This window comes from Neochlamydia sp. AcF95, from assembly GCF_018342455.1.
GTDB lineage: Bacteria > Chlamydiota > Chlamydiia > Chlamydiales > Parachlamydiaceae > Neochlamydia.
Genome location: NZ_JAEMUC010000068.1, coordinates 43,323 through 65,528, shown reverse-complemented (window position 1 = coordinate 65,528; position 22,206 = coordinate 43,323). Strand labels below are relative to the sequence as shown.

General features: G+C 38.6%; 15 protein-coding genes. 9 read left to right on the top strand and 6 right to left on the bottom strand.

Annotated elements, in window-relative coordinates; translation table 11 throughout:
• Window positions 1-95: 95 nt before the first annotated feature.
• Window positions 96-1,895 carry a translational GTPase TypA gene (gene typA, locus NEOC95_RS08290; protein WP_213152480.1) on the bottom strand — a complete coding sequence of 600 codons (1,800 nt, stop codon included), beginning with the start codon at window positions 1,893-1,895 and terminating at the stop codon, window positions 96-98.
• A 206-nt stretch (window positions 1,896-2,101) separates the two neighbouring features.
• On the opposite strand from typA, the gene NEOC95_RS08285 reads away from it, so the two are divergent.
• Complete coding sequence (locus tag NEOC95_RS08285; protein ID WP_166155550.1) at window positions 2,102-3,556, top strand: magnesium transporter; 1,455 nt, start codon at window positions 2,102-2,104, stop codon at window positions 3,554-3,556.
• A gap of 75 nt (window positions 3,557-3,631) precedes the next feature.
• Window positions 3,632-4,333: a methyltransferase domain-containing protein gene (locus NEOC95_RS08280; protein WP_213152474.1), complete on the top strand. Its 702-nt coding sequence runs from the start codon at window positions 3,632-3,634 to the stop codon at window positions 4,331-4,333.
• Window positions 4,334-4,622: 289 nt separating this feature from the next.
• Here NEOC95_RS08280 and NEOC95_RS08275 read toward each other — a convergent pair whose 3' ends face one another.
• Complete coding sequence (locus NEOC95_RS08275) at window positions 4,623-5,234, bottom strand: LURP-one-related/scramblase family protein (protein WP_213152473.1); 612 nt, start codon at window positions 5,232-5,234, stop codon at window positions 4,623-4,625.
• Between the two features lie 283 nt (window positions 5,235-5,517).
• On the opposite strand from NEOC95_RS08275, the gene NEOC95_RS08270 reads away from it, so the two are divergent.
• Window positions 5,518-5,775 (top strand): hypothetical protein, encoded by a 258-nt coding sequence (locus tag NEOC95_RS08270; RefSeq protein ID WP_166155483.1) that lies wholly within the window; start codon window positions 5,518-5,520, stop codon window positions 5,773-5,775.
• A gap of 2,149 nt (window positions 5,776-7,924) precedes the next feature.
• On the opposite strand, the gene NEOC95_RS08265 is transcribed toward NEOC95_RS08270, so the two are convergent.
• The 3 genes from NEOC95_RS08265 to asd all read right to left on the bottom strand — a co-directional run bounded on the left by NEOC95_RS08265 (window position 7,925) and on the right by asd (window position 11,967).
• Entirely contained in the window at window positions 7,925-9,052 is a 1,128-nt protein-coding gene (locus NEOC95_RS08265; RefSeq protein WP_213152472.1) for a branched-chain amino acid transport system II carrier protein, read from the bottom strand.
• Between the two features lie 649 nt (window positions 9,053-9,701).
• Complete coding sequence (locus NEOC95_RS08260) at window positions 9,702-10,886, bottom strand: LL-diaminopimelate aminotransferase (protein WP_213152471.1); 1,185 nt, start codon at window positions 10,884-10,886, stop codon at window positions 9,702-9,704.
• Window positions 10,887-10,890: 4 nt separating this feature from the next.
• Window positions 10,891-11,967, bottom strand: coding sequence for an aspartate-semialdehyde dehydrogenase (gene asd, locus NEOC95_RS08255; RefSeq protein WP_213152470.1), 1,077 nt, complete (start codon window positions 11,965-11,967; stop codon window positions 10,891-10,893).
• Window positions 11,968-12,633: 666 nt separating this feature from the next.
• Between asd and NEOC95_RS08250 the strand changes: the two genes are divergently transcribed.
• Window positions 12,634-13,617, top strand: a complete 984-nt coding sequence (locus NEOC95_RS08250; RefSeq protein ID WP_213152469.1) for a 2-oxoglutarate and iron-dependent oxygenase domain-containing protein — start codon at window positions 12,634-12,636, stop codon at window positions 13,615-13,617.
• Between the two features lie 38 nt (window positions 13,618-13,655).
• The gene (locus NEOC95_RS08245) at window positions 13,656-13,871 is read left to right on the top strand and encodes a hypothetical protein (RefSeq protein WP_213152468.1); all 216 of its coding nucleotides are present in this window, start codon (window positions 13,656-13,658) and stop codon (window positions 13,869-13,871) included.
• 224 nt (window positions 13,872-14,095) lie between these two features.
• Here NEOC95_RS08245 and NEOC95_RS08240 read toward each other — a convergent pair whose 3' ends face one another.
• Complete coding sequence (locus NEOC95_RS08240; RefSeq protein ID WP_213152467.1) at window positions 14,096-16,216, bottom strand: LOG family protein; 2,121 nt, start codon at window positions 16,214-16,216, stop codon at window positions 14,096-14,098.
• 560 nt (window positions 16,217-16,776) lie between these two features.
• Here NEOC95_RS08240 and NEOC95_RS08235 point away from each other — a divergent pair.
• The 4 genes from NEOC95_RS08235 to NEOC95_RS08220 all read left to right on the top strand — a co-directional run bounded on the left by NEOC95_RS08235 (window position 16,777) and on the right by NEOC95_RS08220 (window position 22,179).
• Entirely contained in the window at window positions 16,777-17,652 is an 876-nt protein-coding gene (locus NEOC95_RS08235; RefSeq protein WP_166155189.1) for an MYG1 family protein, read from the top strand.
• A gap of 11 nt (window positions 17,653-17,663) precedes the next feature.
• On the top strand, window positions 17,664-18,002 hold the full coding sequence (locus NEOC95_RS08230; protein ID WP_213152466.1) for an HIT domain-containing protein: 339 nt from the start codon (window positions 17,664-17,666) through the stop codon (window positions 18,000-18,002).
• A gap of 689 nt (window positions 18,003-18,691) precedes the next feature.
• Window positions 18,692-20,428 (top strand): HEAT repeat domain-containing protein, encoded by a 1,737-nt coding sequence (locus NEOC95_RS08225; protein WP_213152465.1) that lies wholly within the window; start codon window positions 18,692-18,694, stop codon window positions 20,426-20,428.
• Window positions 20,429-20,538: 110 nt separating this feature from the next.
• Window positions 20,539-22,179, top strand: a complete 1,641-nt coding sequence (locus tag NEOC95_RS08220; protein ID WP_213152464.1) for an ABC transporter substrate-binding protein — start codon at window positions 20,539-20,541, stop codon at window positions 22,177-22,179.
• Window positions 22,180-22,206: the final 27 nt, after the last annotated feature.

Below are 22,206 nucleotides of genomic sequence, written 5' to 3'. Positions count from 1 at the left end.
GAGTAGGAAGAAGAAAAGGCGTCAGCAAGCCGCCTGCTTAACAAAGGCAGAGAAAGTATCCATAAGATACTTTCTCTGCCTTTCTTTTTATAAGTTTACTTACGTTTACGTTCTTGTTCGGTAAGGAAGCGTTTACGCATGCGAATAGCATCAGGGGTAACTTCGATCAGTTCATCGTCTTGGATATAGTCGATTGCTTGCTCGAGGGTAAATCTACGGGCAGGCACTAAAATCACGTTTTCATCACTGCCAGAGGCACGCATATTCGTTAGCTGTTTGCCTTTAGAAACATTGACCATCAAGTCATTATCGCGGCTATTTTCGCCGACGATCATGCCCTCATAAATATCATCGCCTGGTGTGACAAACATAGTGCCTCGATCTTGCAAGTTGAAAAGCGAGTATCCTGTAGCTTTTCCTGGAGCCATGGAAACTAATACTCCCCGGAGACGACCAGGAATTACACCTTTCCATGGGGAAAAGTTCTCAAAGATAGAGGTAAGAATCCCTAAGCCCCGTGTTTGGGTTAAAAATTCATTACGGTAGCCCATTAATCCTCGGGTAGGCATTAAAAATTCCATACGGGTGATTTTATGCTCGTCGGTATCCAGATGTTGCATCTCACCCTTACGGCGTGATAGCTCTTCGATTATAGTACCTGCATATTCCTCGGGCACTTCAATATGCACGCGTTCCATCGGTTCATGCTTTTCACCCTCGATTTCTTTAATCACCACTGTAGGCTTAGAGATACTAAATTCAAAGCTTTCGCGGCGCATTGCTTCAATAAGTACGGCCAAATGCAATTCACCTCTTCCAGCGACAGAAACTTTTTCATCCGTGGCATCGATACGCAAGGAGATATTCGCTTTTTTCTCTTTTTCTAGTCGCTCACGGAGTTTGTTCATGGTTACATGCTTACCACTACGCCCTACAAAGGGGCTATTGTTGACGGTAAAGTCGATAGAAACGGTAGGCTCATCTAGTTTGATAGGAGGAAGGTGAACAATTTTACCTGGATCGGTGAGGGTATCGCCGATCATAATTGAAGGGATCCCGGATAAAATTACAATATCGCCTACAGAAGCTTCTTCAAGTTCAATTCTCTCTAGGCCACGAAAGCCTTCTATGCGAGAAATTGCTGATTTTGTCTGCTTGCCAGAGGCATCAATATGGATGACCTGTTGGCCTTTCTTAAGGGAGCCCTCTAAAATACGTCCAGAAGCTTGGCGGCCTAGGAAGTCATCATAATAGATGGTAGAAACTTGCATAAGAAAGGGGTTCTCAAGGTCACCTTTAGGTGCAGGAACTGCATCGATAATCAATTCAAAAAGAGGACGCATATCTTCTCGAGGGTCATTAACATGTTGGGTAGCAAATCCCGATAACCCTGAGGCATAGCAATAGCGGAAATCTAATTGCTCGTCAGTGGCCCCTAGCTCATTAAAAAGATCAAAGGTAAGATCTAAGACTTTGTCAGGATTGGCATGTGGGCGGTCGATTTTGTTAAGAACGACAATAGGTTTTAGACCCATCTTAAGAGATTTAGATAACACAAAACGCGTTTGTGGCATAGGGCCTTCTTGCGCATCGACTAGCAGTAATACCGAATTAACCATCCCAAGAATTCGTTCTACTTCCCCAGAAAAATCTGCGTGTCCAGGGGTATCGATAATATTAATTTTGAAATCTTCAAATTGAACGGCAGTGTGTTTAGCAAAGATTGTAATTCCCCGCTCTTTCTCTTGATCATAGGAATCCATGATACGTTCTGGTACTTGTTGATTATCTCGGAAAATATTGGACTGCTTAAGTAAGGCATCCAATAGAGTGGTTTTTCCATGGTCAATGTGAGCGATAATAGCTATATTACGAATCTTATTCTTTGATGGCATCATAAAGGTATACTTTTGTGAATTATTAATATGAAACTTATTAATGCTAACATGCTTTAAGTATAGATTTCAATGCTTAAAGTATTTTTTGCAAAACTAGGGAGCGTTTTATGTTGTTTAAATTACTATCTAGCCTTTAAACTGAATAACCCTAAAGCTAATAACTTCTCTCGGAGATTCGATGTGGAGGCGTCTTGGAAGCTACAATTCATAATAAAAAAGAAGATAATGACGAAGAACATGGCTATACTTTTAGCTTATTAGACTCAAAAAGAAGCCATCTCGATGATGTATTAAATGAAAAGCTTGAAGATGCTTTTCATCAGCATACTTCTGATATTGTTTTGCATGATGTAGCTAAAATTGCTAGTCAGCATGATCCCATCGATATGGCCCACGCCGTAACCCGCTTGCCTCCTCAGGCGCGTGTAATTGTCTATGAAAATCTGCCAGATTTGAATGCCAAAATTATCTTCATGATCAATACAAGCAGCTCTACCCGTTCTGCCATCTTTCGGCAGATTGACGATAGCGAAATTAAAAGTTTGATAGAGAAAATGCCTCCTGACGAAGCAGTCTGGATCTTAGACGATATGTCTGATCGAAGAATGAGAAGAGTCTTTGATCTTTTAGAACCCAAAAAAGCGCAACGCATTAAAGAGCTTCAAAAGCATGACCGACATAGTGCAGGTCGCTTAATGACAGACGAGTTTTTTGCTTTCCATATGAATACCACTATAGGGGAAGTGTCCGCTTATATTCGTGATAATCCCGGGATAGAGTTGACACGCCGAATTTTTGTTTTGAATGATGAGGGCCAGCTGGTGGCTTATGTACCGGGTCGAAATCTTATTGTAAATCCTCATTATCTGCCTTTGCGCCAAATCATGCGTCCAATTTTGCAGAAAGTCACTGTAGATGTTTCGCGTGATGAAGTAGTAGATGTCGTCGAGCGCTATAAAATTCCTGCCTTGCCTGTGGTGGATGAAAATGAGCATTTAAGAGGGGTGATTACTTATGAAAGTGTAGTAGAGGCCATGGAAGATATCGCTGATGAAACGATTGCTAATATTGCTGGTACGGCCGAAGATTATAGTGAATATGAACCTATTTTAAAAAGGTTTCTAGGAAGAGCTCCTTGGTTGATGGTGACTCTATGTGCAGGTCTAGTCTCTACCGGGGTCATGTCTCACTTTTATGATCGTTCTTGGTTTGCTTTGCTACCTTTTTTTGTGCCTCTTATTACGGGTATGTCGGGAAATGTAGGAATTCAGTGCAGCACGATCCTCGTAAGGGGATTGTCAACAGGGGATATTTCTCCGGGGTATAAAGGTGAGGCTATTAGCCGCGAGCTTGCTATCGGCTTACTGATTGGATTAGTATTTGGTTTAATTTGTGGAACTGTAGTCTATCTGCTTAATTATTTTGGCGTGCACCATCTTCAAGCTGATCCTTTATCCTTAGGGATTACAGTTTCCTGTGGAGTATTTGGGGCCTGCTTAGCGGCCACAATGCTAGGCTCTTTTTCGCCCTTCTTCTTTGTGCGGTTTGGCATCGATCCTGCCGTTGCTTCAGGACCTATCGTCACAGCTTTCAATGATGTGTTATCCACTTTAATCTTTTTTCTCTTTGCTCGCTTAGTGTATGCTTTCATTACTTAAAGGAAAAACAAACTTTGATAAGTGGTCACAGCTTCTAAATTTACAAACTTAAAGATGCCTTAAGGAAGAAAAATTATGCCTAAAATTGAAGGAAAAGATGTGAAAGAGTATCTTACTTTGCTTAGCATCAATTTAGTAGTAAAGGTAAAAAATCTTCGAGAATATTCAAAGGTCATCTATCGCTATTATCGCAAGCTTTCCTACGCTGTGGTGGATAGCTCACTTCTTCTTATGTATCTTTTTGATAATCCCTTTACAGTCAGTCGTCGCTATTTTTCTTGTCGTTCAGATAGCGAGGAATACATTTATGGAGAAACTCCTCTAACCACCTTGGAAAAAATTTCTAAAGAAGCGCGTATTCATTCCCAGGATCTTGTCATTGAATTAGGGTGTGGGCGTGGCCGTACCTGCTTTTGGCTACAAAAGTTTACAGGGTGCCGTGTGGTAGGTTTAGATATGGTCCCTGATTTCATTCTTCGCGCTAAGCGTATTCAGCATAAATTAAAAATTACCCGTTTAGAATTTAAGCAAGAAGATTTTTTATTAGCAGATCTCACTAAAGCTTCTGTCATCTATCTATATGGTACTTGCTTAGAGGATCAAACCATCAAAAGGTTAATTGAGCAGCTAAAACAGCTAGCCTCAGGCACACGCATTATCACGGTCAGCTATCCTTTAACTGACTATACCGAGGAGCCTATCTTCGAAATTATGAAACGTTTTTCAGCACCTTTTACCTGGGGTAAGGCGGACGTTTATATTCAAATTAAGAAATAGCTGGCAATAAGTAAAGAAAGAATAGCAAAAAACTCCTCTTTGGCGTACATGAAAGCTATTTAAATTGCTAATTCATTAAAGAAGCTAGCCAAAATTTTCCCTCTCTATATTCTTTTGCCGCGTATATAATCCTTTAAAGGTTATCCGAAGGTGTTTTTTAACACTAAGCTTTTAGGTTAGAGGATCTGATACTTTTTTTCTCCCCTTCTGTTTGATAATTTGTAAGGCAGGCTTAATCAAACAGAAAAGCGGAGAAAAAAACTTAAGAAGATCAATAGGTAAAAAAAAATTATAGAGACCTATTGGGATTCATGTTTTGCCAATGATAATGATCAATTTGGAAAGTTAGCATCAGTATAAGCAGGCGATAATCGATAGCCTGTTCGCGGAACAAAGTAGGATCTAGAAGCTCCACCGTCCAATCATCTTTTAAGCTAAAAAAATGCCTCCATAGATAGGCAAACACTTGATGGGTAGCAGGGTCGATAACTGTATATTTAGTGCCGCAAAGATTGATTTTTGCTGTAGCCGCATGATAGCCATCTGCCCGATATAGCTCGAAAATAGGGAAAAAGTGAACAATTTTTTCCTCTACTTTTCCTAATAATTGTTCGTCTTCATCATAAATGTCAAGGCTGGCTCCCCAATTGAAAAAACTCATATAAGCTTTTGCTTGTAATTTATCATGGACATCGTAAAACAAATAATGAGAAGCTCCTTCTTTCATATGCTTGCGGTGCACAATCCCCATTGGTTGATCTTTTGAGAGAATATCGAAGGTATGGGTAAGAGAAATCCAATGTTGTCTAATATAAAACTGTGAAGGAATGTCTTCAGCTTGAATGGTTAGCTTGTTAAAAGCTACAGAGAGAAATAGAAGGGTGATTAGCTTTTTTAGCATGTGGCCTCCTTAGATAGAATGGTAAATAGCAAATGAGCTACCGACCATTTAAGTTTATTTCTTTTTAAAAGTCGATGAATTTTAATTGTTGTAGAGGGAGGCTCTAAAATTTAATGGGTGGTAGAAAAAATTAATTAGAAACTGTCTATGCAGGTCGTTAAGCTTGCTGTTTGCATTAAAATAATAGTTAGGGTGGTAGGCTTTTAGGTTGTTTTATAATCAAAAGTCACTTTATAATCAGTTTTTCGAAAAGCGTTTATAGGATCAAGTAGGGAGCGAGTGCATGAAATTTATTTTATATTTTATTTTCTTTGGTTTATTGTTTTACGTCATCGCTTTATACTTTCCTGAAGCATTCCAAACATTAGTTTCTTGGGCCGATAAAGTTTTTGCTTTTCTTCAAAATTTATTCATAGCAGCTATAGACAAAGTAAATTTAATGATGTCCACTCCTCCTGCCATTCCTGAACAACCTGTTCATTTGGAGGCTCCTCAAGAGCTAGCTTGCCTATGGAATTACCCTTCCCCCTCTAACTTATAAGCCTTTTAATTAGTAATTCTATGGATTTATTCACGCCATATTGAAGGATTAGCTATTAATGAAGAGTGCCCTCTACGTAAGAGAATCTTAAAATATCCCTGATAATTACGTTCTTTGCTCCCGATGAGTTCATCATAACCTTTGAACCCCCGATTTTCTACTATTTTAACGGAAAGGTTATCTCTACAGGTAGCTGTAGAATCAGGGCTTTTCCTGAGTAGCCTCCTCTGAAAGCTTCTTCTTAAAATAAGAAGTGATTTTTTCTCTAACGAAAGAATAGATTTTCTCCGTTAAATAAATTGTAAATGCTTACCAAGGAAGAAAGCCTTGGGGTAAAGGATAGTGCCTTTGACAATCTTTCCTTAATGCTATAATAATTGCTTGCCATCGTGTGTTTTTTTATACCTAAAAGGATTGCCTCCTTTGCTGTAAGCTACTTCATCGCGAGCTTTTATAGTTTTCTATTCAAAACTTAATGAATGACTAGAGCTGCTATCTCTCGTACTTACCCCTCTTTTTCTTCTCTGGCTATCTTAAATAATTTGTTTCATACCAATTTTTTAGATGCATGATAAGACAGCTTGGTAAGATAAAATAAGGGGAAGGTAAGGTAGCCTTTTAAGCATATTATTGAGGGCGCCAAAACACGCTGTATGTTAGCCCTTAAATTCAAATTAGCATTTCTAACAGAACATAAAGTTTTCTAAAGCTATAGAGGTGCTAGTCAAAACAAACAAGGCTTTATTTCCTAAAAGAAAAGGTAAAATGGGTCGATTGGCTAACTAAAGCATTCAAACTTACATCTCTGCATGTAATCAATTGCTCCTGCGTGTGCCTATCTCTCTATATAATTTTAAAATGCATCTCGCTTTTGAGGATTTCCTCCAGAAGCATGGCAAGTAGGCCCTGGTTGAAAGCATGGAGCTAGTGTGAATTTTCCATACTGCGCCCTTTCAATACTTGCATATAGTTTTCTACCATTATAAGGAGTAAATATTCCATATATGGCCGCTAATTCCAGGCCAACCAAAGCAACAGGGGTCATTACAACTCTTAATAAATCTTGCCCAGCATCTTTCAATCTTCCTGGAAAGGAATAGGAGTTTTCTGTTTGTTTGCCTGTCCAGAAGTGGGAAAAAGAAGCTAATTTCGCAACTCGATAAGCTGTATTTACTAAAGAGGCAAGCGAATGAACGATAAGGCGTACCCAGAATTAGTAGAAAACATTTAAATCTAACAGAATTTTTAGGCTCATTCCAATATTTTTGGCCTGTACTTGCATCAATTAAATATTTTGGACCCCCCTCCCTCCATTGTACGCTGTTAAAAGCTGGTTTCCAACTATTGATTAATTGAAAATTTGCTAAAGTTACGCTAGCCATTTATTATTCTCTTGTTACTTAATAGTTAACTTATTGTTGTATAAATGATATAATAGTTAAACTTATTAATAAATGATTTTTTATATACGATACATTTGTTTCTTTTAAATAGATAAAAAAATAGTGGCCTACCTTAAGGCGTTGTTGCGTAAGCGGTCAAGGGGGATAAAAATGCTTAAAATCTTGATGCTCAGAAGATAATGTAGATCAGGAAATGCAGTAAATAGGAAAAAGAGCTATTTACAAGCATTTTTGGCTTTGCAGAGGCCCGCCGAATTCCATCTGAAGCTCGGCTTGCCCTGTGGCCGCTTACATTGTTGCTTAAATGGCATCTTATGCATAGTACCTCATTCCCTTTATATCCAATCTCATCAAATTTTAAATTAAGCATGAAAGGCAAAAACTTTATAAAATGCTCTTATAGATTTAAATTTTTTAACGGTTAATCACAAATGAAACATTTTTGCTCATACGTTAACAGAATAAAATGTAAGGGAGTGGCTCCTTGTTTACTGTTTACTTAAAAAGCGTCTAAAGATTATTCATCAAACTCCTGGCTTATAAAGCTTTACACAGAAGGCTTAAGGAATCGTTTCTTGAAATTTTTTAAATTTAATCGATGAAATAATAACATGTGCTTATGATTCCTGAAAGCCCTCTGCCTAGCTTAATCGCCCAAAAAATTGATGAGTGGACTTGTAAGCTTAGAGTAGGATGTGAAGCGGCGTTAGGTTGTCTTCCTATCCAATCACTTCCTTTGATATAGGCTAATCTTTTGTTTGAGCTATGCTTAGTGTCTTTCTTGCAAATATCTGTGTTACAATATTATAGGCCGTTAGAAGCATAAGAAAAGGATAACATACCTTTAGAATAGGAATTAGAAAAGCAGAAATGCCTGCGAATTGCAGATTGGCTACAATGAATGTAGCAAGAAGGGTACCTATTAATGCTGTTTTGTAGCTAATTCTGTTCTGAAAAACTGTATGGCTAATAAAGTCTGCAAATGCATTCGAGAGAGCAATGGCGGTAGTCAGGCAAGCCAACGCAATGGTTGAGCATACCCAAATGCCTGCCGAAGGGCCTATTATCTTCATCGTAATGACTCCCAATAGCTGCTCGACGCTTTCTACTTTTAGTGTGGCGCTATGAAAAGAGGCAACATAACTAAAGCCTATATAAGTAATGGCTAAGAGAAAAGCACCTAGCGTACAAGATTTTAAGCCAATTTTCACTAGATTTTCTTGAGGATAAAAGGTAAGAGTGTTTTTTAAGGAATTAAAAATGATGGAAGAAAAGAACAAAGCTGCAAGCAAATCCATGGTATTATAACCTTCTTTTAGCCCTTCTAAAAACACTGTTAAAGAGTGCTGCTTTTGAGGGGATAAGGAAGACATTTCAGCAGTTAGCAAACCTTTAACAATAATATAGGCTAAAGACCCTAACAATAGAGGTGTTAAAACCCATCCTAACCATTCCATGATATATCTTTTTTGATAAGTAAAGAAAAAGATAAGCCCACAGGCAAGCGCGTTAAATGCTACAGGAGAGAAATCTCCTACAGACATTTTTATTGTAGAGGAGGCTAGAGCAATGCAACGGGGCAGTGAACCTAAGGGGCCTAGCAAGGTAATGATAAACAAAGCTATTAAAAACCCTGGAAACTTTCCTAAAACTGCAAAATAACGTTTATGATCTCCCTCGAAAAGGAGCATGGCGAATAATCCCCCAAAAGGTACAAGCACAGCCGTGATTAGTAAACCTAAAATAGCGAAAAATGTTTTGTCTTGAGCATAATGGCCGATAGCAAGCGGAAAGATCACATTGCCTGCGCCGAAAAACATGGAAAACATCGCAAGGCCTGTCGCTATAGTTTTAAGATGAAGAGATATTCTCACCGTTTTAGCTCCCTATAAAATGGTCCCTCTATGAAAAAATTAAAGGGATATGATTTTTTATTATTTTTTTCGATCGACAATAAAGATAGATAGGAAAAGTTAGATGTGCGCGCAGCGCACCACTGAGACACTCGATAAAAATAGTTCAGTAGAAACCAAACAAGATAAGATAAGATTTTTCATAAAAGCAAGGATAGTTGTTAATAAGCTATTAAGTCAAGCAATATTTATGCTCTTTCATTGTCTCTTTTTTTTCTAAAGTCCTGCTGTTTAAAGGATCGTATAAGAGGGTAATAAAATATAGGCATGATTCTCTTAAGCTTGCTGTAAGAGCAGATAGGAGTGCAAATGCTGGAAGGAAACTACTGGGAGGAAGGGCTAGCCTGAGTCCATGGATGGCGAGAAATTTAAGGAAAAATGAAATATTATCTATAACTTATTTGCTAAAAATATTAAATAAAAAAGCAAGTATAGCTTGCTCCAGGCTAAAGGCAAAGAGAGCAGTAATATAAAAAGTATTTTATTCCTATCGCAGAGAAAGGCTAGCATACGGCCTTGCCACCCATTCTCTTAAATAAGCTGGTCCAAACCCGCTATGAATAAAGAGGCGCAATGTTTTGCTAACTTTAAAGATACAAAAGAGACTCATTTAGCATACAAACGGCTTTTTTAATCTATCTATAGCTAACATAATATTATTGCGTGCTCCAAAAGCTGTAAAACGTATAAATCCTTCTCCTGAGGGGCCAAAGCCTGAGCCAGGTGTGGTAATGATATGATAGTTTTCAAGTAAAGCTTGAAAAACCTCCCAAGATTTGCGATTTTTAAACCGTACCCACAGGTAAGGGGCGTTAGTCCCGCCATACACTTCCCACCCTTGCTGCTCAAGAGCTGTTTTGATTAGTTGAGCATTTTCCAGGTAAAACTGGCAGGTTTTTTTCACTTCTTGGAGACCTCTATCTTCAAGAACGGCCATCCCACCGCGCTGAGCTATATTAGAGGCTCCATTGAAAATAGTAGTAGTCAGGCGTTGCCAATCTACATTTACTGGGGTCCCATCTTCATATTTTAAGGCTTGCGGAATGATGGTCCAGCCAAGGCGTACCCCAGTGAAGCCTGCAAGCTTAGAAAAAGAGCTTACTTCGATGGCCACTTCTTTTGCGCCTGGGATTTCAAAGATAGATTTGGGTAAAGAAGAGTCTTGTATAAAGTTGGCATAGGCAGAATCAAATAAGATAATCGTTTGATTGCTTTTTGCAAAGTCAACTAATCTGGTTAATTGATCTTTTGTAGCTACAGCTCCTGTAGGGTTATTGGGGGAACAAAAGTAAATGATGTCTGTGCGAGGCGTTCTTTCTAAGTCGGGAAAAAAATTATTCTCAGGAGTACAAGGCATGTAAACAATATTACTTACTCCTTGGATAATACTGCCATCTACATAAACAGGATAAGCTGGATCTTGAATAGCTACCGATACATGTTTTCCTAAAAGCATCTGAAGGCGGCCTATATCGCACTTGGCACCATCAGAAACAAATACCTCCGAAGAGGAAATGCGATTAAAATAAAGTTGGGAAGCAATACGCTCGCGAAGCTCATTAAGTCCTTGTTCAGGCCCATAACCACTATAACCTTGAATGGTTCCCAATTTTATAGCTTCTTGGGACATGGCATGGGCAATAGAAGAAGGAATGGGCTCTGTTGTATCACCAATTCCTAGGCTGATCACCTCTGCTTGAGGATGATCAGAAATAAATTTAAGCTTACGTTTCTGGATTTCAGGAAATAAATATCCGTTACTAAGCTTTGCTAGATTAGCGTTTCTTTTTATCATATCGTCAGCTTTTTATATAACCTTGTTGATAGATTAGCTCGGCAGTTAAGATTCCACCGCCAGCTGCTCCTCGAATCGTGTTGTGAGAAAGAGCTGTAAAACGGTAATGGAAAAGAGGGCATTCTCTTAAGCGTCCTGCTACTACAGACATTCCATTGCCTTCAAATCTATCTAAACGCGGCTGAGGCCGATCTTTCTCATCATGATAAACAAGAGGACAAAGGGGAGCAGAGGGTAGATGAAGCTCCTGAGGGGCCCCTTTAAAAGTCTGCCAAGCTTGTAAAATATCTTCTAAGGAGGGTTTAGTAGCAAATTCTACTGCAACGCATGCCATATGGCCATCTAATACTGGAACGCGATTACAGGTTACAGAGAGCGAAATACCTAAAGCATTGACAATCTTATCCTCTTGAATGTTTCCCCAGATTTTTAAAGGCTCACTTTCAGATTTTTGTTCTTCACCTTCAATATAAGGAATAATATTATCTTGAATAGCATAGGATGGGACCCCTGGATATCCAGCTCCGCTTACGGCTTGTAGGGTAGTCACCATTAGTTTTTTAACCTGAAACTTTTGATGTAAAGGTTGTAAAGGAATCATATAGCTTTGAAGAGAGCAATTCGGTTTGACAACAATGCAGCCTTGCCCCCAACCTCGATTCTTTTGCTGTTTTCTAATCATGCCTAGATGATGAGCATTGATTTCCGGGATTAGAATGGGAACATCAGGAGTGTTACGGTGATAAGAAGCATTAGACATAACCGGCAAGCCAGCCACCGCATAACTTTCTTCATATAGCTTAGCAATAGGGGAGTCCACAGCTGAAAAGACGAGGCTGCAATCTCGTTTGCATTGCTCAATATTCTCTATAGAATAGACGGGAAGCTTTCCGTGTGTTTCGCTAAGAGGCGTATTAGGAAGCCAGCGGTTCTGAACTGCTTCTGCATAGCTTTTACCAGCCGATTGCTTGGATGAAGCTAGGAAAACCACTTCGAACCAGGGGTGCTTAGACAGTAATTGTAGATATTGCTGGCCAACCATACCTGTTGCACCTAAAATGCCTACAGGAATTTTTTTCATATAAGTTTTCCTAGAGTGAATAGGAGAAATTATAAACAATAGGGCTATTTTTAGAAATATGAGAATAGGCTTTTTTGGTCACAAGACTATATTTAAATTAGATGAGTAAAGAAGTGAATTTCAATGAATTTCTCTTCTTCGTCATAAGCGATCAAAAAGGAGGGTTAATTAAGGTCTTGATGCTAAGAAAATAATGTTAATCAGAAAGTCCAATAAATAGAAAAGACAGCTATTTGCAAGCATTTTTTATTTTGCAGATGTTCTCAGAAACCCTTAAGCTGGGTCTACCTCGTGGTCGCTTACCCCTCGTCTAGGTCTAGTGTTCCTTGTAAATTAACTAAGTAACATAAGCAAACATGTTCATGTTTTAGACTTGAAAGTAAGGGTTTACTTATCTTTAGGCAATTTTGCTATTGAAAAACAAGGTTAAAAAATAAAAAAAATTTTTGAAATACCTCAGACAGATAATAGAACGGCTTTTCTAATTTACAGATTCTAACATATTTCACCCTCAAGTGCCAAAACTGATGCTTACTAATAGGATCTGTATGTGGGATATCAGCATGATTGTTGAGAAAAAGTAGTTGACAAGGACCGAAAAAAATAATTAGCCTATTTATTAAATTTTACTACAAACCTAAATTTTAAGCTATTAAGGCTGGCAATATGAGCTCTCCCATCCATCTTCAAGGCGATCCCTCTACCATTCCACCGGTAGATTTACCTCATCCTTCTTTAGTTGTGCAAAGTGTGGCTGAAGAAAGTAGCCTTACGGATTCATTAGCGAAAAAAAGTGAAGCCGACGAATTCTTAGATTCCCGATTAGTGGTAAATACGGAAGTCTTAATCGATGATGCCCCTATCCCTTTATTTGATCTGTGTATCTTTGAGCAGGCTCAGGGAGAGAAAAGAAAAGAGCTTATCAAGCAATTTGGCGATGGACTTAAAAATATAGGGTTTGTGGCATTTAAGGTGGAAGCCCTACAGCCTTTAATTGAAGCTGCCTACCTTGAGATGGAAAAATACTTTAATCAGCCTCTAGAAGATAAAATGAGAGATTGCCAGGAAGACCCTTCCATAGGCTTTTCTCCCCAAGGGCGAGAGACAGCTGCAGGAGCTTGCCATCCCGATCTTAAAGAGACCTTTTCTATCCCTCCCCATTTTAAGGAGTGGCCTGCGAATCGCTCAAAGTTTCAAGAGATAATGCCTCTTTACCATCAGCAATTTACCAAGCTGGCCACTTTGTTCATGGGATATCTAGCTGAGTATTTAAATGAACCATCAGAAAATATCCTTACGCCTGCTAGGAGTGGAAATCATTTATTGCGGTTAGTTCATTATCCTGCCCCCAAAGCTGAAGATGATCCTCAAGCAGTGTGGGCGAGTGCGCACAAAGACCTGAATGTCTTAACTTTATTTCCTTCTTCTAAAGTCCCTGGATTACAAGTCATGACCCAAGAAGGAGAATGGAAGCATGTGAATATTCCTAAAGGTTATATCCTGATCAATACGGGAGAACAGTTATACTATAAAACTGCTGGATTGATACGCGCCCCTCGTCATCAAGTTATCAATCCAGGAGGTCTATATGCGCGGCAGCAACGTTTTGTTAGTAGCTTTTTTTTCTCATGGCCTGCTAATTTTCTTTAACACCCTTTGTAGGCTGTTTAAATCAAGTGATAGCTGATATGCCTGAGGTAGAAAAAGAAGAATATATGAAAGGTTTTCCTGAGATGACTGTCCAAGAATGCTTGGAAGTACGCCTGATAGAAATGCGTATTATTCTTGAGCCTTCGGAGGAGCTAGCCAAAAATTTACGCCAAAAAGGACTATTAAAAATGCCTCCTCACGAGCTTATTGCCCTTTATCCTTCCATTTTTTCAGATGAACAAAAAGAGACTTAATCATTCAAGTTTAAAAGATAAAAAAAAGAAAAAGCTAACTTACACAAGCTTATGAGTAAAAACAGGAAAATAAGTTGTTTACTCCTCTTATTTCCTTTTGGTTTTTCTTAAAAAATTTGTTTTAATTTTTTAAAGCTGCTTTTTTAAGCCAGTGAGAAGATGAGCTAAAACAACGCTGTTTAAAAAAATCTAGCGAAATCCATTATTGTTGGGAGGAAAGGCCTTTATTCGACGATACAAAAGCCTTCTTCATAAATAGGGCCAGTTTTGCCAATTTTTAATTTATTCTGAAAAAATTCGCGATAAACTTTCAATCCTTGTTGGGCATTTTGGATGCAGTAAAAGCAATTAGTAATCCACTCAGAGCCCTTGATCGTGCCGGTGTTGTAATTTAATTGAAAGCGGCTGGTGATTTTTTGCTTCCAATAAGCGGGTTCTCCAAATAACAACACAGGATTTGAAGGAACTGAACCGACTTTTCGGCGCACTTCCTCTAAGGAATATTCAAAATCTGTGCCAATTCCACCTTCTAAAAAGATAGGAAAATCGAGATTAAATTCTGCTTGGCGCTCCACAAGTTTATCTAAGCGATAAGTCATTTTAGCGTCTATATAAGGATTTTGCCGCTGTTCATTGACCACTGTCTGAGGGCCTGCTCTAAAATCTACTATATTAGCACAAGAAAGCATCTGGTATTCTTGTGCGACACGATTTCCTACCTCCATAGCCCCAGGCCCGCCGCCCGTAATTAAAGCAAGAGGTGTATCTTTTTTTAGCAAAGGATGATTCATTTCTTGGCGCATCTCTATGACGCCTTTTAGAAGTTTTCTTAGCTCAGTTTCAAAATTTCCTTCGAGTAGGTTAGAGCCATAAATGCCGAATACTGTAGAATTTAGAAAAGCTTCGATTTTTCCCAGAGGAACGAAGAGTCCCGAGTCATAGCCAGGCTTTTGCACGAATTGTAGAACCTTATGGCTAGTTTCATCTACCCAAAACACAGGGATGGCAAACTTGTCCAGGTCATGTAAAAGAGCACGATCTTCTGCAGAGAAAAAGCCTAGATGTGATTGGGAGGCATATTGAAAATATATCCCTTTAAGGCATCTTTGCACTTGATCGCTTAATAGCATACGCTTCATGAAAGGAGAGGGAAAATAACGGGTAAGGAGGATACCTTGGCTCGTAATACTAGAATCATCGATAGCTTTTAAAAAGGGATAAGAGGGCTGCTGCTCAATGAAACGTTCGACCATGAGTGCTTTCCTAGTTCCATGGCCCCATTTGGGAAATTCTTGAAAACGTGACGTGCGCGTAATCCAGGCTTCCGGTTTTAGATTGAGAAATTGCTCTCCTTTTACCACAAACACTGCCGCACGATTTTCTATAGGCTCAGGTGCTGTTTTAAAAGCTTCAAAAAGCACGCTAGTATCTTCTAGACAAGCCTGTAATTGATCGCGATCAGAAAAATATACATGCTCACGATAAGGTTCTAAAGTATAAAATTCTAGAGGAATATCGGTAATCTCTCTTTGGCTACTGCCATACAGCTCATAGATGTCACCTGAAGCATAGGTATCAGGTTGGAGAACCGAGGCTGTCGTGTGCTGGACTTCCGTAGAAAGAAGTTCTTGGGCTACATGGCCGAAAACTGTTCTAATATGTAAGGGTAAAGTACGAACAAGTAAAAGCTCATTTTTGTTTACCTCTCGGGGCTGATCTAGCTCCCATTCTTGGTGAAGTTTTAAGATTTCCCGCATACTAAGCGAGGATGTTAATGCTTTTGCGACGGTAGGAAGGAAACCATGAATGGTCGAGGCATATCCACCTCGCCCTTTTAGTAAGGATAGGTAGGCTACCGTCCGCCCATCTACTTTATCGAGGATTAAATTATCACTTCCATGTAATCCTCCTAGCGAAAGTAGAGGCCTTCCCCATCGATCAGAGCGCCCAAACATGCGAAAGAGATAATCAGGATCACGCACGCGACGGCGCTCATCCGCAGCAAAAAGGCGACCAATTGCTGCTCCCACTTCAATGTGTTTAAGCATTTCCGCACCTACCCTTCCTAAGGCGGAAAGATGAACTTTAACTTCAGCACAGCTATTTTGCTTATCTAATTGATATTCAATGCCTATACCATTCACTCCTAATTGTGCCAGCGTGCTTTTGATATTAAAGAAAAGATGATTTAAATCTATCTCAAATCCAACAAAGAGTGAAGGTATTTGACTAATAAAAACTGTTGCTATTCTAGTGTTTTCATGGATAGGCCCTAAATGTGTAATTATGCCATCCGGAGTGACTAAATCTAAATATTTTGTTTCGAGAAATAATTGGCTATTCATACATCTCCTAGCAGAAGGCTGATCATATGAACCTGTCTAAAATTAGTCAATGTCACAGCTTCTATAAAAAATTGCGAGCAAATGCTAAAAAAATTTTAGAGCGCGAAAGATAGAGCAGAAAGGAGGCTAAAATTTTTAAGTACGTTCTTTGTACGCCAATTTACATAAATGCTTTACTTTTAGCACCATTTTTTGTGAATATTGTGTTTATAGCCTGTCAATAAAGTGAGAAGCAAAGAGAAACAAAAGTGCTAACCTTTTATCTTTAATGGCAACCTTTTCTTTCTTCTTTTGAATTAAATCTCTCATAGTTAGGCGGTTAATTTTATAAGTATAAGCAGTGCTTTTGCGTAAAGAAAGCTTTTTCAAAGTAAAAAGACAACTTTAAGAGAGAATAGTTTTGTTTATAAGTTATCTTGCCTTTTAAAATAGCGCGAAAAAAATTACGGCTAATTTATTTGAGCTAAAGTTTAAACAAGCTCTTGGATTTTGTTTTAATAAAAATTTTGCTTGTGACATAATTTTTTCCTTACACCAGATCAAGATAGCAAATTTAATTTATGAATAATCAAAAGCTTCCCAGAAGTGTAGGAACCCATAGCGGAACTTTTCATGCCGATGAGGTGACTGCTTGTGCCCTTTTACTTCTCTATAATTTAATCGACCGTGAGCAAATTATACGCACACGGGATCCTCAGCTTTTAAGTAAATGTGAATATGTATGTGATGTGGGCGGATGCTATGATCCTGAAAATAAGTTGTTTGACCATCATCAAGCAGATTATCAAGGAGCCATGAGTAGCGCAGGAATGGTTCTTCTTTATCTTAAAGACCAACATATCATTACCCCTAAAGAGTATGATTGCTTTAATGCAAATCTAATTTTGGGAGTGGATGCTCATGATAATGGTAGGGATCCTCAAATTTATGGCCTGTGTACTTATTCTAACATTATTTCTAGCTTTACCCCTATTAAGCAGGATGCCGATGATGCCACACAAGATAAAGCTTTTTTTGATGCACTAGATTTTGCTTATCAATATCTTAATCGTATACTTAATCGATTTAACTATATTCTCTCCTGCCGGGAAATTGTCTCGAGAGCCATGGAGAAGCAAGACGATTGTCTAATGTTTGAGAAGAATATTCCTTGGTTGGAATTATTTTTTGAATTAGGAGGAGCTAATCATCCTGCAAAATTTGTAATTATGCCAGCAGGACCGCATTGGAAATTGCGAGGCATTCCTCCTACCTATGAAGATAAAATGAAAGTACGCTCTCCTCTCCCTAGCGAATGGGCCGGGCTCTTAGAAGAGGAATTAAAAGAGGTGAGCGGGATAAAAGGAGCCATTTTTTGTCACAAAGGAAGGTTTATCTCTGTGTGGGAAACTTACAACGATGCTTTAAAAGCTTTAAATTATGTACTTAAAAAGTAGACAATAAAATTATGACAACCAATGTTTTTGCACAAATTATAGCAGGTAAAATTGCGGTAGACAAAGTATTTGAGAATGAACGCATCTTGGCTTTTAAAGATATTCATCCTGTCGCACCCGTGCATATTTTAATTATTCCAAAAAAGGAAATTGCTGATCTTCAATCCGTCCAAGTAGAAGATTTGCCTTTAATTAGTGAGATTGTACAAGTAGCTCAGCTGTTAGCAAAAACACACCATCTGACTGAGGGTTATCGGTTATTAACTAATAATGGGTCTTTAGCAGGACAAACGGTTTTTCACTTACATTTTCATTTGATAGGAGGACGTAAGTTAGAAACGTTAGGATAGAATTAATTCATTTATTCCATGAAAAATGTTTTAAAACGAATAAATAGATGAAGCTTTTAGCTTATACGCTTTCGAGCAGCTCTTTATGTAATCATATACTTAGTAAAAAGCTTGTTTTTACGGGTAGAATCAGCCTAGAAAAAGGCTAATTTCTTTTTTGGTTATGTAGACGCAGTTTCTTTGAAAGGTATGACTAGGCAGAGCTGCGGGCAGAATATAAATTTTATCCTCTAAGAGTTTGAATAGCCCATCGATGCTGAAGCTGTATTCTACTCCTGCAGTTTTATCCTTTGAGGGAAATTAAAATTTTATTAATAGAAAATGTAAGATTTATGTTCAAAACCCTAGTTTCTTGTTTAAAAGCTATTTTATTGAAAGGAAAAGTGGTTTTTAAATAGAGTAGTTCGTTTTATATTCATAGAAACTCCTCAGGATATTTTGCCCATCCTTAAAGGATTTCTTTGCTATTATAAAGAAATGATAGGTGGAGTGATAATTCTTAAACCTTATGCCCTTCATGCACAGCTTTTTAAGCGCTAAAGCGAAAAGTGACTGCTATAAAGCAAGCCTTGAGGCTACATAACAATTGCTTTTTAACGCTTACAGAGAATGTTCAAGGAATGTTCAACTTAATGTTTGCAAACATGATTTTCTAATTAAATTATATAATAAGTAGTTAAATTTTGTTTATGCGAGAGATAATTTTTTGGATAGGGTGTAGCCTTGCTTTCCTTTGCTCAGCAGCTGGCTATGGAAATGAAGAAACATATGTCCAAGCGGCTCATGCCCATCTACGCATTCAAGACTTTGGATCGGCTAGTCAAGAAGCTAAAGAAGGTCTTTATTTATTTCCTCACAGTAAAACATTAGGGGCAGTCTATATTAAAGCTCTTGCTAAGCAGGGCGATGAAAAAGAGATGTTGGCTACATGGAAAAATTACATAGAAATTTTCCCTGAGGAGAAAGATAATCGGGCTTTAATAGAAACTTTAGCATGGGGGGTGATCGAACATGCTACTTTTTCCTCTTTGCCTACCATTCGATTTATGGCCATCCTCTCTGCTTTTTTTTCTCAGGATGCAAAAGGTATTAAAATTTTATTAAAAGGACTAAAAGATAAAAATTCAGCTCTAAGGAGTGCTTCTGCTCAAATGAGTGCGCATTACCGTGATCAAGAGATTAAAGAGGAAATGCTTCGCTTATTCCGTGAAGAAACAGTCTGGAATGTAAGACTGCAAGTCATTCGTTCGCTCGGTTTAATGAAAGTAAAAGAAGCCAAGCAAGAATTGTTGGATCTATTACAAAAAACTACCACCACGGCGGAAGAAACCAGAGTGGTTATTGAATCTCTAGTCAATTTATGGGGCGTGGCTACCCGAGAAGATGTTTCGCGTTTAGCAAAAGATAAACGTGCGGCTCTGCGCTTGCTAGCCTGCGAGGTGATCGCCCATGGCGATATGAAAGATGCTATCGATTTAATTATACCTTTAATCCATGATTCTCATGCCGAAGTGCGCCAGGCGGGCTTGTGGGTGATAGGTTATCTACGCATTCAAGAAGTTAAAGGAGAATCATTATGGCTTTTAGTGGAAAAGAAATTGGAAGATATTGACCCCCTAGTTAGCATAAAAGCCGCTTGGCTATTGACGTTAAATGGTTCTCTAAAAGGCCCTGAAGCTTTTATTAAATGGTTAGAAAGCCCTAAGAGAGATGTGCGTATTATAGCAGCGGCAAACCTTGCAGCGTGTGGAAAATATGCCTTCCCTTTGATTGAAGAGCAATTTAATAAATCTGCCGATCCTTATGTAAGCATAAACTTAGCTTTGGGTTTAATTAGCCAGCGTGTAGAAATTCGAAAAGCATGCCAGGCTTTATGCCAGGGGCTTACTCATCTTAAAGAAAAATGGTCATGGGATGAAAAAAATCATGTGCGTGCTCTTGTGCCTAATCGGCTAAGGCATTTCGATGACCCTGATGTTTCTCCTGCTATTATAGATCAAATGACACGCCTTGAAATTCTAAATGTTTTGGCTATCATGAGAGATTCGCAAGCTCAGCAAGCTATTAAATCTTTTTTGAAAGAAAAAACATGGGGGATTACTGCTCTGGCTTCAGTAACCTTGCTCTCAGAAGGCGATCAAACGGCCATAGATCTAGTGCAAGAGCTTTTGAATGATGAGGAAGTACAAGTGCGGGTGCAAGCTGCTTTAATAATGGCAAGATGGGGGAGAAGCGAGAAAGCTTTAGAAACTTTATTACAAGCTTTTCCTGAAGCTGATAGAGAAATGAAAGAGCGTATTTTAGAGGGCATGATGCATATATCTTCGTCACAATCAATACCCTTCCTTCTCCATTGCTTACAAGATTCTTATCCCTCGCTAAGGGTAATTGCGGCCGCAGGACTTATTATGTGTTTATATCATTAAAAATTCTAAACTATGATATGCAGTTGAAGGTAGCAATAAGTTTCCATAAAAAAGCTAAGCATGCTTATAGGGCAATAAAAAGGACTTTTGCCCTTTTATTAGCAAAATTTATGAAAAAGAATTTTCTTGTGGCAGGACTGTCGCTAATCATCCTCTGTTGTTTGTGGGAGTTAACAAGCCACTATTTTATTCAGTATCAATTCGTTCTACCTCCCTTTTCTTCGATTGTAGTGCAGATGTGGCAAAGTTCAGATCTTCTGGTGAGGAATAGTAAGGTCACCTTGCGAGAAATGGCGGGTGGCTTTTTATTGGCTTCAGTCATTGCTTTTCCTTTAGCCTGGATCATGTATCTTTATAAATCTGCTAGGACAGTCCTGCAGCCCTTCTTTGTCGTGCTTCAATCAATTCCTATGTTTACTTTGGCCCCTATCATGATCGTATGGTTTGGGTGGTCAGATATGGCTATTATTTTACCTACGGCGCTCATGATTTTTTTTCCTCTTACCCTCAATATCTATCAGGGTTTAATGAGCACCCCTCAGGATTTACTTGATTACTTTTACATCAATCAGGCTACAAGATGGCAAACGTTTACCAAATTACAGCTACCTTATTCCTTGCCCCATATTTTTGCAGGATTTCGGATTGCAGCTGCAGGCGCGGGAATTGGCGCTATAGCAGGAGAATGGGCTGGTGCACAATCTGGCTTAGGAGTATTAATGCTAAAAAGCCGAAGAGCTACAGAGCTTGAAATCACTTTCGGAGCTCTTCTTTGCCTGATTATGGTTAGCCTCTGGTTTTATAGTATCATTGCCTACACAGAATATCGCTATAAAAGACATCAAACGATGAAAGGATGGGTAATAGGCTTATTTTTAGCTCTCGTATGGATGGTAGGAGTTTTTCCTTCTCCTATGCAAACTGTATTGCCTGGAAAGCAGGTCCTACGTTTATTATTGGACTGGTTTCCCAATAGCAATCATGTGCCTATTTATGCAGGCATACAAAGAAAAATTTTTGCTAAATATGGCATTCAATTGCAGATAATAGAACTTAATGATCCTGCGGATAGCGTACCTTATGTGATAGCAGGAAAAGCAGATTTAGCCCTCTACTATCTACCTGATCTTATTCAGGCCCAGCAAAAAGGTGCTGGTTTGAAATTAGCAGGCGTTTTAGTGGGCCAACCATTGAATAGCTTTATTTTCCGCCAAGGAGAGGGAATAAGCTCGCCTAAGGATTTGTCCGGCAAAATCATAGGTTATAGCTTAGGGGGTAACAATCTAAAAGTATTACAGCGCTTATTGCATGCTAATGATCTACTTCCCAAGAAAATTATCAATGTAAATTTCGATCTTGTCACACTCTTAGCCAATCGGCAAGTCGATGTCATTTATGGAGCTTTTTGGAATATTGAAGGTGAACATTTAGAGGCATTAAATATAAAAAACTCTTGTTTTAAAGTAACGCAATTAGGTCACCCTGTTTACAGCGAATTGATCTTTATCAGTCGACATGATTTTAATAGGTTAGACGCTTTTAAGCTAGCTATGCAAGAAAGCATTGATTACTGTAAAGCCTATCCTGAAGAAGCTTTTGAACTTTATGCTCATTGTCACTCTGAAAAGAGCGCTGCGACCATTAGGTGGGAAAAACAGGCTTGGTTAAAGACAGTTCCGCTCTTGGCAGAATCCCAGCAGATTTCAAGGCAAGAGTGGGTTTATCTAAAAAGATGGATGGAAGAATTGTAAAATGAATTTTTAGTAGGGAGCCTTCAG

Excerpts from the sequence above, each read along its gene's own strand:
- NEOC95_RS08270 (WP_166155483.1), top strand. The coding sequence starts at position 5,518 with ATGAAATTTATTTTATATTTTATTTTCTTTGGTTTATTGTTTTACGTC.
- NEOC95_RS08245 (WP_213152468.1), top strand. The coding sequence starts at position 13,656 with ATGCCTGAGGTAGAAAAAGAAGAATATATGAAAGGTTTTCCTGAGATG.
- NEOC95_RS08240 (WP_213152467.1), bottom strand. The coding sequence starts at position 16,216 with ATGAATAGCCAATTATTTCTCGAAACAAAATATTTAGATTTAGTCACT.
- NEOC95_RS08235 (WP_166155189.1), top strand. The coding sequence starts at position 16,777 with ATGAATAATCAAAAGCTTCCCAGAAGTGTAGGAACCCATAGCGGAACT.
- asd (WP_213152470.1), bottom strand. The coding sequence starts at position 11,967 with ATGAAAAAAATTCCTGTAGGCATTTTAGGTGCAACAGGTATGGTTGGC.
- NEOC95_RS08260 (WP_213152471.1), bottom strand. The coding sequence starts at position 10,886 with ATGATAAAAAGAAACGCTAATCTAGCAAAGCTTAGTAACGGATATTTA.
- NEOC95_RS08280 (WP_213152474.1), top strand. The coding sequence starts at position 3,632 with ATGCCTAAAATTGAAGGAAAAGATGTGAAAGAGTATCTTACTTTGCTT.
- NEOC95_RS08230 (WP_213152466.1), top strand. The coding sequence starts at position 17,664 with ATGACAACCAATGTTTTTGCACAAATTATAGCAGGTAAAATTGCGGTA.
- NEOC95_RS08250 (WP_213152469.1), top strand. The coding sequence starts at position 12,634 with ATGAGCTCTCCCATCCATCTTCAAGGCGATCCCTCTACCATTCCACCG.
- NEOC95_RS08275 (WP_213152473.1), bottom strand. The coding sequence starts at position 5,234 with ATGCTAAAAAAGCTAATCACCCTTCTATTTCTCTCTGTAGCTTTTAAC.
- NEOC95_RS08225 (WP_213152465.1), top strand. The coding sequence starts at position 18,692 with ATGCGAGAGATAATTTTTTGGATAGGGTGTAGCCTTGCTTTCCTTTGC.
- typA (WP_213152480.1), bottom strand. The coding sequence starts at position 1,895 with ATGCCATCAAAGAATAAGATTCGTAATATAGCTATTATCGCTCACATT.
- NEOC95_RS08220 (WP_213152464.1), top strand. The coding sequence starts at position 20,539 with ATGAAAAAGAATTTTCTTGTGGCAGGACTGTCGCTAATCATCCTCTGT.